Source organism: Citrobacter sp. RHBSTW-00859 (assembly GCF_013729795.1).
In the GTDB taxonomy this organism is placed as follows: Bacteria; Pseudomonadota; Gammaproteobacteria; order Enterobacterales; family Enterobacteriaceae; genus Citrobacter; species Citrobacter braakii.
Window position 1 is genome coordinate 3201785 of the sequence record NZ_CP056284.1, and the last position, 13676, is coordinate 3215460.

Here is a 13676-nt window from a genome sequence, read left to right on the forward strand (position 1 = left end):
CGTGAATCAGTTAGCGAGTCAGCGAGATTAAGCTATCCAGCAACATATCAGGCCGATCGCCTGACAAATGAGCGTCAACAGGTAAATACCACCAGTTTTCATCGGCAAATGCACGGCACTTAACCGCATCTTTTTCCGTCATCACCAGCGTTTGCCCGGCGTCTGCAAACGCACTGACGTCACTGTAGGTCAGAGACTGATGGTCTGCCAGCGCAATACTTTTTTGCACGCTGGCACCGCATGCTTCCAGCGTGGCAAAAAAACGCGGTGGATGGCCAATGCCCGCCATGGCGACAATATTGGACAGCTGCGACACATCGCGGCGTTCACCCGTACGTAAATTAACGGCCTGCCCCGGTTCAAGTCGCATAGGGATTTCCCCTGGCTGCGCAACGCCACCGTTAACGATAGTCGCATCCACCGATTTAAGCCGGCCTGCGCGTTCCCGCATGGGACCCGCGGGAAGCCACCAGCCATTGCCAAACCGACGTTCTCCGTCAATAACCACGATTTCAACATCTCGCGCCAGACGGTAGTGCTGTAGCCCATCGTCCGTCACAATCATCTGCACATCGTGTTGGGCCAAAATGGCTTTGACCGCATCCGATCTTACCGGGGATACCGCTACGGGCACGCCGGTACGTTGGGCGATCAGCACAGGTTCATCACCCGCTTCTGCCGTAGTGGTATCTGCGGTCAGTAACAGCGGGTAAGCAGCCGCTTTCCCGCCATAACCACGCGACACCACGCCCACGCGAATCCCACGTTGACGCAGTTGTTCAACCAGCCAAATCACCACTGGTGTTTTGCCATTGCCGCCCGCGGTCAGGTTTCCGACCACCACAACCGGGACTGGTGCACGCCACGCGCGTTTAATCCCAAGCTTGTAACATAAGCGGATCCCCCCACTCACCAGGCCATACAGCCAGGAGAGCGGGAGTAACAGTCGCCACAGCGGCGACTCACCAGACCAGATTCGAGCGATCATTGACCGAATTGCATTTTATGTAATTGTGCATACACCCCACGCTGCTCAATCAGCTCACTATGGGTTCCGCGCTCAACAATAATACCGTCTTCCACCACGATGATTTCATCCGCCTGTTCAATGGTAGAAAGGCGGTGAGCAATCACCAGGGAGGTACGGTTTTTCTGAAGCTCATCCAGAGCAGCCTGAATCGCGCGTTCAGACTCGGTATCGAGTGCCGACGTTGCTTCATCAAGGATCAGAATCGGACTGTCACGCAACAAGGCGCGGGCAATAGCGATACGCTGGCGTTGACCACCAGATAGCAGGACGCCGTTTTCGCCAATCACCGTATCCAGGCCATTGTCCATCTTATTGATGAAATCCATGGCGTAAGCCATTTTCGCCGCTTTTTCGATCTGCTCACGGCTGTACAAATCGGTACGCGCGTAGGCGATGTTGTTGGCAACCGTATCGTTAAACAGGTGCACATTCTGCGAAACCAACGCGACCTGATCGCGCAGGGATGCCAGGGTATATTCACGTAGATCGTGTCCGTCCATTAGAATCTGCCCTTCATCAATATCATAGAAGCGCGTGATCAAGCTGGCGATGGTGGATTTCCCTGAACCTGAACGGCCAACCAGGGCAACGGTTTTCCCCGCTGGGATATTCAGGTTGATGTTGCGCAGCGCTGGTACTTCACGTCCCGGATAGGTGAATGTCACGTTGCGGAACTCGAGATTGCCGGTAGCGCGTTCGATTTCGCGCGTACCTTCATCTTTTTCCTGCTCGCTATCCAGAATCGTAAATAAGGTCTGGCAGGCCGCCATACCGCGCTGGAACTGTGCGTTGACGTTGGTCAGCGATTTCAACGGACGCATCAACGCAATCATTGACGAGAAGACAACCGTAATTGTCCCTGCAGTCAGGTTTTCCATTACGCTTGGGAAACTGGCTGCATACAACACGAAGGCCAGAGCCAGAGACGCAATCAGTTGGATGATAGGATCGGAGATAGAAGAGGCGGAAACCATCTTCATGCCCTGCAAACGCATCTTATTGCTGACTTTATCAAAGCGTTTAGTTTCGACTTCCTGACCACCAAAAATCAGAACTTCTTTGTGGCCTTTTAGCATCTGCTCCGCACTGGTCGTAACCTGCCCCATGGTGTTTTGCATATTTTTACTGATGCTACGAAAACGCTTGGAAACTATACGAATCGCCACTGAAACAATTGGCGCCAGTACAATCAGGATCAATGACAGCTGCCAGCTGTAATAGAACATCATGATAAACAGGCCAATAATTGAAGCCCCTTCACGTACCACGGTGATCAGCGCGCCGGAGGACGATGACGCGACCTGCTCTGAATCATAGGTAATACGTGACAACAGCGTACCTGTAGACTGTTTATCAAAATAGGAGACCGGCATGCCCATCATATGGCCAAACAGGCGGCGACGCATGGTCATGACCACTTTGCCTGATACCCATGAGATGCAGTAGCTGGAGACATAGCTGGTGAATCCGCGAAGAACCATTAGTCCAATGACCACCAGCGGCATCCACTGCAGCACCGAGCGATCCGTTTTACCAAAACCATCATCCAGTAATGGCTTAAGGAGCGATAGCATGAAGGTATCGCTGGCCGCGTTCAGGATTAACGCTATACCCGCCACGATCAGACCCGATTTAAAAGGCGCTATGGTTGGCCATAGTCGGCGAAACGTCTGCCACGTAGAGAGATCTTTATCGTTATGCATTCAAAAAACCAGCATTTGTTAGAATAGCCGCATATTCTACCCGTTATCCTCCGACACGCCAAACCACTGATGATACCAACGAGGTAAAATCTGATCCCGCAAGCTGTTTATTCGCCAGTTTTTTTGATAAAAATCCAGCGTAATCTGCCCCTGGTGGGGTGTATCCAACCATTGATAATTTTGTTGCCGATAACGTTGCTTCACTTTCCTGGACGGGAGACGCCAGGCATTGTAACGGGATGCGGAGGCTAACGCGGCCTGCCCGCCGACCCGCTGAATCAGCGCCTGCGACGATGAGGTATTGCTACCATGATGTGGAACCTGTATCACCGTAGACTGCAGATGCTGCCAGTAGTGACTGAGCATTTTTTGTTCAGCGGGAGACTCAATATCTCCGGTCAGCAGAATACTCTGATGCCCGTCATCGACCTTAACCACGCAGGAGTGGTTATTCCCCAGATCTTTATTTCCACGCACGGGCCAATGCGCACTAAAGGTTAACCCTTGCCATTGCCAGCGCTCCCCGCGTAAACACGGGAGATGCCCTTCCCAACCTAATGGGCTTCTTATCCATAGCGACGGCCAGGCTTGCTGCAGCGAACGCAACCCGCCCCGGTGATCCATATGCTCATGGCTTAAAATAACGCCTTCTGGCTCCAGGTTGTGCCAACGTAGCCAGGGAATAATCAGCTGTTGCGCGCTATCGCCTTCAGGCCATGCCAGACCGGTATCGTAAAGAATCGCTTTCCCATTGCGCGAAATGACCATCGCCAGTCCCTGCCCGACGTCCAGCATATGCACTTGCCAGACATCAGTACGTAGCGTTCGCCAGAACGGGGCGCTCAGTAAAAGGAGCACAGTGACGCAAACTACCGGTATAGTTCGCCACGCGTTCAGCCGATATGCGATGAGCAGGAGTCCGGGTACAAATGCAAGCCATTGCCAACGTGCATCAATATTGATCCACCCTTCAGGCAGGCTCCTGAGCCCCCAAAATAATAGCGCGAGGGAGCGATCCGCTAAATACCATAGGTTCGACTCAACCATCGCCAGCCCGGTTAAATGCACGATCATGCCTGCTAATATCAATGGTACGGAAATAAACGTAACCAGCGGTACAGCAAACAAATTCGCCAGAAATGAGGTCAGGCTAAAACCGTGAAACATCGCGATTTGCACAGGCAGAAGCAGGAGCGTAATTCCCAATTGCAAATGAGCAAGCGCCAGAAATTGGCGTCCAACGCGAGACAGCGGCCAATCCGGCATCGGAACCCATTGATACCAGAACAGCAGCGCCGCAACGGCAAAAGCAGACAACCACAGACTTTGTGAAAGAACGGCGACAGGATCCACCACCAGAATGGCTGCCAGACAGCAGATCCACACCGACCATCCACTCCACTGCCTGCCGCTGAGTTTTAGCCCTCCCCAGACCAGTAGCGCAACAACCGTACGTAATGCCGGGGGCTGTAGCCCTGTTAACCAGGCATAGAATGTTGCGCAGACGATCCCGCCAACTAACGGAACCTGCCAGCAAATCCATCTGGTTGGCATAAAAAATTGCCCCGCGCGAATTAATCCTGCTGCCAGAAGTGCGGCAAATGCAATATGCAGCCCGGAGATAGCCATCAAATGGGCCGTACCGGTATCACGCATAATGGTTTTCACCGCTTGTAACACGGACAAGCGCTCCCCCATTCCCAGGCCCAGTATAACCTGCTGCCAGGGATAGTCAGCGAGCGCGCTTTTCAACGAGGAGAGATACCGCGAACGCAAACTGCATTGTTGTGTGATAACCGAAGCCTGCAAAAATCTTCCCGTCAGCAGCTGGTGCTGCGCCAATGCGTAACGCTGGCTATCAAACCCGCCCTCGTTCAATTGACCGTGTATAGCACGAACCTTCAACGTCATCGCCCATGTCTGGCCCGCACAAACGTTGCCGGGTAGGTACTGCCCATACAGAGTAATTCCGATAGCAGGAAATACCCGCTTCCCCTGCAGATGCGTGATCTGGCCGTAGTGCGTTGTCATATTATCGGTTCCGGTTATCCGCACGATGGCCTGCTGACTTTTTGCAGGCAGCGTATTACCGGCCCACAGCGCATCTTTCGCAGCCTGAACTCCCCAAAGAAAAAATAGCAGGGTTAATCCGGCGAAACGTACAGGGCTGTGAGAAATAAGACAGAGCAGAATTGCCAGACCAAATATAACGCCGATGCACAGCATGTCAGGTAACGCAGGTAATAGCATAAGCGGGAGAATGCCGAATAATGCACTCGTACTAACCGTTGTTATTTTCATCAGTCACCTCCCTGTAGCAGGAAGTGTGCAGTAATGTTCGACGGTTGTCTGGTGCCAATTTAGCGTTATACGGTATGCATTCCGCTAACATTTAGCGGCGCTTGTAACGTGCAAATTAACTGGGATGGAGATTCCAGGATGGGTTGGCAGAAATGAAAAAAGCACCCATGCGGGTGCTTTTCTCGGCGTTAAGTCTCGCTAAAAACTTAACCGTAAATATTGGCGCGATCGCGCAGTTCTTTACCTGGTTTAAAGTGCGGAACGTATTTTCCTTCCAGGTCCACTTTATCGCCGGTCTTCGGATTACGTCCGGTGCGCGGTGCGCGGTAATGCAAAGAGAAACTGCCGAAACCGCGGATTTCAATACGCTCGCCCTGCGCAAGAGTCGAGGCCATATGTTCCAGCATCTCTTTAACTGCATCTTCAACCGCTTTCGCGGGAATATGAGGTTGCTGGGTTGCAAGTCTTTCAATCAATTCTGACTTGGTCATGATTCCTCCGGTTCCTTAAAGGCATAATTAGCTGCTGCATTGATTAAGGGCGGCCTTAGCCGCCCTTTGTCATTGATTACAGGACGAATCCTGTAATCTGTCAAGCTACTCGTCGCCCTTTGTGCTGTTAACAGCACAAAGGATTTAGGAGCACTCGATATTACTCGCCTTTAGCTGCTTTGAAAGCTTCAGCCATTGCGTTGTTAGAGAAGTTAGCATCTTCCTGTTTGTTAACAGTTGCGATTGCATCTTTCTCATCAGCTTCGTCTTTAGCACGAACAGACAGGCTGATTGCGCGGTTCTTACGATCAACGCCGGTGAATTTAGCTTCAACGTCGTCGCCTACGCTCAGAACCAGAGTTGCATCTTCAACGCGGTCGCGGGAAGCTTCAGAAGCGCGCAGGTAACCTTCAACGCCGTCAGCCAGTTCTACGGTTGCGCCTTTAGCATCAACTGCAGTGACTTTACCGTTTACGATTGCGCCTTTCTTATTCAGTGCAACCCAGTTGTTGAACGGATCTTCTGCGAGCTGTTTAACGCCCAGAGAGATACGCTCACGCTCTGCGTCAACCTGCAGAACAACAGCTGCGATTTCGTCGCCTTTTTTGTATTCACGAACTGCTTCTTCGCCTGCAACGTTCCAGGAGATGTCAGACAGGTGAACCAGGCCGTCGATGCCGCCGTCCAGGCCGATGAAGATACCGAAGTCAGTGATAGACTTGATTTTACCTTCAACACGGTCGCCCTTGTTGTGGGTTTCCGCGAACTGCTGCCATGGGTTGTTTTTGCACTGCTTCAGACCCAGGGAGATACGACGACGTTCTTCGTCGATATCCAGAACCATAACTTCCACTACATCGCCAACGTTAACAACTTTGGACGGGTGGATGTTTTTGTTGGTCCAATCCATTTCGGAAACGTGAACCAGGCCTTCAACGCCTTCTTCGATTTCAACGAAGCAGCCGTAGTCGGTCAGGTTGGTCACGCGACCAGTCAGTTTGGTACCTTCCGGATAACGCTTAGCGATAGCTACCCATGGATCTTCGCCCAGCTGTTTCAGGCCCAGAGATACACGAGTACGCTCGCGGTCGAACTTCAGCACTTTAACAGTGATTTCGTCGCCAACGTTTACGATTTCGCTCGGATGCTTAACGCGTTTCCATGCCATGTCGGTGATGTGCAGCAGGCCGTCAACGCCACCCAGATCAACGAATGCACCGTAGTCAGTGAGGTTCTTAACGATACCTTTAACTTCCATGCCTTCCTGCAGGTTTTCCAGCAGCTGATCGCGTTCTGCGCTGTTTTCGGATTCGATAACGGCACGACGGGAAACAACAACGTTGTTACGCTTCTGATCCAGCTTGATTACTTTGAATTCAAGCTCTTTGCCTTCCAGGTGCAGCGTGTCGCGGACCGGACGAACGTCTACCAGGGAACCCGGCAGGAACGCGCGAATACCATTCAGCTCAACAGTGAAGCCACCCTTGACTTTGCCATTGATAACACCAGTAACGGTTGCAGCTTCTTCGTAAGCTTTTTCCAGCGTGATCCAAGCTTCGTGACGTTTAGCTTTTTCACGGGACAGCAGGGTTTCACCGAAGCCGTCTTCTACTGCATCCAGAGCAACGTCAACTTCGTCACCAACCTGGATTTCCAACTCGCCCTGGGCGTTTTTGAACTGCTCTGCCGGAATGGCGGACTCAGATTTCAGACCAGCGTCAACCAGTACTACGTCTTTGTCGATAGCAACAACAACACCACGAACGATGGAACCCGGACGGGTTTCGATTTCTTTTAAGGATTCTTCAAACAGTTGAGCAAAAGATTCAGTCATGTTTAATCTTCAGGTTTCATATTTAACGTCCACCTGGCTCCATGCCGGATGGGGTTGTTTAACATACCCGCTGTCAATCCATTGCAACGGGGGTACTACAAATTCGGTCGCACTTAAGCGAGTGCCAGTTTTTGGCGCGCGTATTGTAACGCTTTTTCAATCACTTGCTCAATGCTTAATCGGGTTGAATCCAAAACTAAAGCATCAGCAGCGGGAACCAGCGGCGCTACAGCACGGTTACGATCGCGGAAATCGCGTTCTTCGATCTCGGCCAAAAGGCGTTCAAAGTTAACACTAAAGCCCTTTTCCTGCAACTGTAGCATACGTCTATGCGCACGTTCTTGCGAGGAGGCGTCCAGGAAAATTTTCACTGGTGCATCCGGGAACACCACGGTCCCCATGTCTCGTCCGTCGGCAATCAGGCCGGGCGCTTCACGAAACGCGCGTTGGCGGCGTAACAGCGCTTCGCGTACGCGAGGAAACGCAGCGACCTGAGATGCGGCATTCGCTACTTCCTGGGTGCGGATTTCGCCGCTGACATCTTCACCTTCCAGAATGACTTCCAGGTTGCCGTCCGTTGAGATAAAACGCACATCCAGGTGTGAGGCAAGCGGTACCAGAGCATCTTCAGATGTGACATCAACATGGTGATGCAACGCTGCGAGCGCCAGTACGCGGTAGATCGCGCCTGAATCTAACAGATGCCATTGCAATGCTTCCGCCATTGCCTTGCACAAGGTGCCTTTTCCTGCACCACTTGGGCCATCAATGGTAATAACCGGGGCAATTGCCGTCATCTTTTTCTCCTTAAACGGGCATACGTTAACGTGAACGCCGCGCATTATACGCGCCAACGCTAATAATCGTTAACACAGAGTGTAAAAACCCGATTAGTCTGTAACGATGTGAGGAAGAATTGCGCAATTATAGCGGGCTGGCGAGAAACCAGCCCGGAAGATGACACTGATTTACTTTTTATCTGCAGCGATGCGCTCACGAATATGCGGAGCGCGATCGTCAGATGTGAGGATCAGGCAGGTGTACTAATACGCGCCAACTGTTCGAAATAATCCGGGAAGGTTTTGGCGGTACATTTAGGGTCCAGAATGGTCACCGGCGTGTCAGACAACGCCACCAGCGAGAAACACATCGCCATGCGGTGATCGTTGTAGGTCGCGATCTCCGCAAACTGTAACGTCGCCGGTGGTGTAACGCGAATATAGTCTTCGCCCTCTTCAACGATCGCACCCACTTTACGCAACTCGGTCGCCATCGCGAACAGGCGGTCGGTCTCTTTGACGCGCCAGTTATAGATGTTACGTAAGGTCGTGGTGCCTTTAGCGAACAGCGCTGCCGTGGCGATGGTCATCGCGGCATCGGGAATATGGTTCATATCCATGTCTACCGCGTTCAGCTCACCGTGAGTACAGGCAATAAAGTCATCGCCCCAGGTAATGGTCGCGCCCATTTTTCCCAGCACATCAGCGAAGCGGATATCACCCTGCATACTGTTGCGGCCAATCCCGGTGACTTTTACCGTACCGCCTTTAATTGCTCCCGCTGCGAGAAAATAGGAAGCGGAAGAAGCATCGCCTTCAACCAGATATGCACCCGGTGACTGATACTGCTGCTGACCCTGCACAAGAAAGCGCTGGTAGTTCTGATTCTCAATTTCAACACCAAACGTTTTCATCAGGTTCAGTGTGATATCAATGTAAGGTTTAGATACCAGCTCGCCTTTAATGGCGATCGTCGTATCCTGCGGCGCCAGTGGCGCAGTCATCAGCAGCGCAGTCAGGAACTGGCTGGACACGCTGCCGTCTACCTCAACCTGTCCTCCGGTAAAGCCACCGCGCAGACGTAAAGGCGGATAGTTTTCTTGCTCCAGGTATTCAATGTTGGCTCCGCCCTGGCGTAACGCATCAACCAGATGGCCAATCGGGCGCTCTTTCATGCGCGGCTCGCCCGTCAACACGATGTCATTGCTGCCCAGACATAGCGCAGCGGCCAGCGGGCGCATTGCGGTTCCGGCATTGCCAAGGAACAGTTCCACTGCGCCTTCGGCATGCAGCGCGCCGCCATTGCCGATAATCTCGCAACGCGTACGGTCGGCAGAAAGGGTATAGCTAATTCCTAACGCATTCAGAGCATTAAGCATATGGCGGACATCATCGCTGTCCAGCAGGTTGGTCAGGACAGTGGTGCCATTTGCTAATGCAGCCAGCAGCAAAGCGCGGTTAGAAACACTTTTGGATCCAGGCAGATTGATGGTGCCATCCACCCGCGCAATGGGTTGTAACGTCAGGGATTCCATGAAACTCGACTCTCAAAAACAGACATAAAAACCCCACAGACTGGCTGTGGGGATGAAAATACAGCAGATTAACCGCGGCGGCGCTCGAAATCGACCATGAAATCGGTCAGCGCTTTTACACCTTCTAGCGGCATTGCATTGTAGATGGACGCGCGCATACCGCCGACCACACGGTGCCCTTTCAACGCGTGCAGACCCGCAGCAAAAGACTCTTCCAGGAAGAGTTTATCCAGTGCGCTGTCAGCAAGCTGGAACGGTACGTTCATGCGTGAACGGTTCGATTTTGCCACGTCGTTACGGTAGAAATCGCTGTTATCGATTACGCCGTACAGCAGTTGCGCTTTTTGCTGGTTAATTTTATCCATCGCGTTAACACCGCCCTGCTCTTTCAGCCATTTAAAGACCAGGCCAGACAGATACCAGGCAAAGGTTGGCGGTGTGTTGAACATGGAGTCGTTGTCATTCAGCACGGTATAGTCGAGGATTGACGGGCATGACACATGAGCCTTACCCAGCAAATCTTCACGTACGATGACAATGGTCAGCCCGGCCGGGCCGATGTTTTTCTGCGCCCCGGCATAAATTACGCCATAACGGCTCACGTCAAGAGGTGCGGAAAGAATGGTAGAGGACAGATCCGCCGTAACCACCACATTGCTGGCAAAATTCGGCGTTTCATCGATCGCAATGCCATCAATGGTTTCATTCGGGCAATAGTGCAAATACGCCGCGTTGTCAGAAAGCTGCCATTCGCTCATTGGCTTAACAGCACGCAGTCCGTCAACGGTGACTTTGGCGTCGATAACGTTTGGCGCACAGTATTTTTTCGCTTCTTTAATTGCGCTGGCGGCCCAATAACCGGCATCAACGTAATCCGCCGTGGTTTTGTCACCCAGAATATTTAACGGGATACCCGCGAACTGCCCGCGCCCACCGCCATGGCAGAACAACACTTTATAGTTGGAGGGGATGCTGAGAAGATCGCGAAAATCCTGCTCCGCTTCCTCTGCGACCTGGATGAATTCTTTGCCACGGTGGCTAATTTCCATCACCGACGTGCCAAGACCGTTCCAGTCGCGAAGATCCTGTTGAGCCAGTTTAAGTACTTCTGCCGGTAACATTGCCGGACCTGAACTAAAATTGAAGACCTGAGCCATTTCCCCTCACCACGTTGTGTTGTTGTCCAATCAACATCCTGTCATTGGCGATAATCCGGTGACAGACATTGGTATAAGTTATTCCTGTGGATATCGGTTTTATCATTCAGTGACACGCGCCGCAATGGGTAAAACTGGCCAGGGTAAAAATGTGTCATTGGTCACACAACAGAATCTATCGGATTGACGGGTAAAAACCGAGATTTTCGCTGTCAGGTGACCCGTTTTGCCCGACTGGCCTTCGACCATTCTGGATTTGCACAGCGTGGACATAATTGATGATCTCCGGCGTTCATTTGCACCACTTCACTACACCGTATACAGGCATAGTCCCCAGCCTCAGGTATCACTTTAAATCGCTGTGTACAACGTTTAGGCAAAATACTGAGCCCCGGCTTTACGTCTTCATCGGCAAAGAAATAGACGCTGATTTGCCCATTTGTCTCCAGGATGGCCAGTCTCACCTGTCCCAATTGCTCCACGCCGTTCAAACGCAATTCCATAAAGAATTCGAATTCCGTCATATTGGCGCTATTGAGCTTCGACCATGCCAGCTCGCCGTCCTCAATGATCACAACGGGCTTGCCCTCCAGCAAATCCTCCATTTTCTCGCTATGCGCCATCAGCCACATAACCAGCCGATACAGCACGGCAAGCGTAATAAAGACCACCAGCACCGGCAGCATCGGGACATCATCATAAAATGCCACGTCTCCCGCCGCGGACCCCAGCGTAAGGATGATCAGCACTTCAAAAAGCGACATCTGGCGTACGCCGCGACGTCCGGTGATTTTTAAAAACAGAAAAACCAATATAAAGGTATAGAGGCTGCGCAGAGCAACTTCTCCCAGAAAATCCATGGGCACCTTATCCAGTACCATTCGGTGTAAATCGAAAGCTTTCATTATTATGCTCTAAACGTGGTTGGCTGTAGGAAAGCATAGCTAATACTTTTATTTACGTCTGAACTCCGGCGACGATAGCGCCATTCATTTAAAACCCGTATCATTGCGCGCTTTCCGTACGACAAAAGTGATTTTCATGACGCATACATTTATCCCCGGCAAAGATGCCGCTCTGGAAGACTCCATCGCTCGCTTCCAGCAAAAATTGCTCGACCTTGGTTTTCAAATTGAAGAAGCCTCGTGGTTGAATCCCGTCCCTAACGTCTGGTCTGTACATATTCGCGACAAAGAATGCGCGCTGTGCTTCACCAACGGTAAAGGCGCGACGAAGAAAGCGGCGCTGGCTTCCGCGCTGGGCGAATATTTTGAGCGTCTGTCGACTAACTATTTCTTTGCGGATTTCTGGCTGGGTGAAACCATCGCCAACGGCCCATTCGTGCATTATCCGAACGAAAAATGGTTCCCGTTGACTGAAGAAGACGACGTACCAGAAGGTCTGCTGGATGCTCGTCTGCGTGCGTTTTACGATCCAGACAACGAACTGACTGGCAGCATGCTTATCGATCTGCAATCCGGTAATGAAGAACGTGGGGTCTGCGGCCTACCGTTTACCCGTCAGTCGGATAACCAGACCGTCTATATTCCGATGAACATTATTGGCAACCTGTACGTTTCTAACGGCATGTCTGCGGGTAACACCCGTAACGAAGCGCGCGTTCAGGGCCTGTCTGAAGTCTTTGAGCGTCATGTGAAGAACCGTATTATTGCGGAAAGCATCAGCCTGCCGGAAATCCCGGCCGAAGTCATGGCGCGCTACCCGGCAGTGGTGGAGTCCATCGCCAAACTGGAAGCGGAAGGTTTCCCAATTTTCGCCTACGATGGCTCGCTGGGCGGCAAGTATCCGGTGATTTGCGTTGTCCTGTTCAACCCGGCCAATGGTACCTGCTTTGCCTCCTTCGGTGCGCACCCGGATTTCGGCGTTGCGCTGGAGCGTACTGTCACTGAACTGCTGCAGGGCCGTGGTCTGAAAGATCTTGATGTCTTCACCCCACCAACCTTTGACGACGAAGAAGTGGCTGAACACACTAACCTTGAAACCCACTTCATCGATTCCAGCGGCCTGATCTCCTGGGATCTGTTCAAGCAGGATGCTGACTATCCGTTCGTTGACTGGAATTTCTCCGGTACCACCGAAGAAGAGTTCGCCACCCTGATGGCCATCTTCAATGCTGAAGATAAAGAAGTGTATATCGCCGACTACGAGCACCTGAGCGTTTACGCGTGCCGCATTATTGTTCCGGGAATGTCTGACATCTATCCGGCTGAAGATCTGTGGTTAGCCAATAACGCCATGGGCGCCCATCTGCGTGACACTATTCTCTCGCTCCCGGGCAGTGAATGGGATAAAGAAGACTATCTCAATCTGATCGAACAACTGGATGAGGAAGGCTTTGACGACTTCACCCGCGTACGCGAGCTGCTCGGTCTGGCAACCGGTGCGGATAACGGTTGGTACACCCTGCGCATTGGCGAGCTTAAAGTGATGCTGGCGCTGGCCGGCGGCGACCTGGAGCAGGCGCTGGTCTGGACAGAATGGACGATGGAATTCAACGCCTCTGTCTTTAGCGCTGAACGTGCCAACTACTACCGCTGTCTGCAAACGCTGCTGTTGCTATCTCAGGAAGAAGATCGTCTGCCGCTACAATATCTGAACGCGTTTGTTCGCATGTACGGTGCCGAGGCGGTTGAAGCCGCAAGTGCAGCATTAAGTGGCGAAGCGCCGTTCTACGGGCTTCAAACTGTTGATAGCGATCTGCAGGCTTTCCCGGCGCATCAGTCTCTGCTGAAAGCTTACGAAAAACTGCAGCGCGCGAAAGCAGCACATTGGTCAAAATAGTGACAATCAGCCTGCGCTGAGTAGGCTAAAGGTATTGTCTGGGC

The 13676-nt window shown here is 52.0% G+C and carries 10 protein-coding genes; 1 reads left to right on the top strand and 9 read right to left on the bottom strand.

Going from position 1 to position 13676, the window contains the following annotated elements; translation table 11 throughout:
* Positions 1-10 precede the first annotated feature (10 nt).
* From lpxK to HV302_RS16130, 9 genes are all read right to left on the bottom strand, one after another.
* Positions 11-988, bottom strand: a complete 978-nt coding sequence (gene lpxK, locus HV302_RS16090; protein ID WP_181626274.1) for a tetraacyldisaccharide 4'-kinase — start codon at positions 986-988, stop codon at positions 11-13.
* Positions 985-2733 (bottom strand): lipid A ABC transporter ATP-binding protein/permease MsbA, encoded by a 1749-nt coding sequence (gene msbA / locus HV302_RS16095; RefSeq protein WP_047414130.1) that lies wholly within the window; start codon positions 2731-2733, stop codon positions 985-987. The genes lpxK and msbA overlap by 4 nt, the downstream gene beginning before the upstream one ends.
* Positions 2734-2769: 36 nt before the next feature.
* On the bottom strand, positions 2770-5034 hold the full coding sequence (locus HV302_RS16100; protein WP_181626275.1) for a ComEC family protein: 2265 nt from the start codon (positions 5032-5034) through the stop codon (positions 2770-2772).
* A gap of 206 nt (positions 5035-5240) precedes the next feature.
* Positions 5241-5525 carry an integration host factor subunit beta gene (gene ihfB / locus HV302_RS16105; RefSeq protein WP_003035780.1) on the bottom strand — a complete coding sequence of 95 codons (285 nt, stop codon included), beginning with the start codon at positions 5523-5525 and terminating at the stop codon, positions 5241-5243.
* Between the two features lie 160 nt (positions 5526-5685).
* Positions 5686-7359, bottom strand: a complete 1674-nt coding sequence (gene rpsA / locus HV302_RS16110; protein WP_003035776.1) for a 30S ribosomal protein S1 — start codon at positions 7357-7359, stop codon at positions 5686-5688.
* A gap of 113 nt (positions 7360-7472) precedes the next feature.
* Positions 7473-8156: a (d)CMP kinase gene (gene cmk, locus HV302_RS16115; protein WP_016152447.1), complete on the bottom strand. Its 684-nt coding sequence runs from the start codon at positions 8154-8156 to the stop codon at positions 7473-7475.
* Between the two features lie 233 nt (positions 8157-8389).
* Positions 8390-9673 carry a 3-phosphoshikimate 1-carboxyvinyltransferase gene (gene aroA, locus HV302_RS16120; protein ID WP_181626276.1) on the bottom strand — a complete coding sequence of 428 codons (1284 nt, stop codon included), beginning with the start codon at positions 9671-9673 and terminating at the stop codon, positions 8390-8392.
* A 68-nt stretch (positions 9674-9741) separates the two neighbouring features.
* Complete coding sequence (gene serC / locus HV302_RS16125) at positions 9742-10830, bottom strand: 3-phosphoserine/phosphohydroxythreonine transaminase (RefSeq protein WP_181626277.1); 1089 nt, start codon at positions 10828-10830, stop codon at positions 9742-9744.
* A 212-nt stretch (positions 10831-11042) separates the two neighbouring features.
* A complete protein-coding gene (locus tag HV302_RS16130) occupies positions 11043-11735 on the bottom strand; it encodes a DUF421 domain-containing protein (protein ID WP_016156114.1) in 693 nt (230 codons plus the stop codon).
* Positions 11736-11871: 136 nt separating this feature from the next.
* On the opposite strand from HV302_RS16130, the gene ycaO reads away from it, so the two are divergent.
* The gene (gene ycaO, locus HV302_RS16135; RefSeq protein WP_181626278.1) at positions 11872-13632 is read left to right on the top strand and encodes a 30S ribosomal protein S12 methylthiotransferase accessory factor YcaO; all 1761 of its coding nucleotides are present in this window, start codon (positions 11872-11874) and stop codon (positions 13630-13632) included.
* Positions 13633-13676 lie beyond the last annotated feature (44 nt).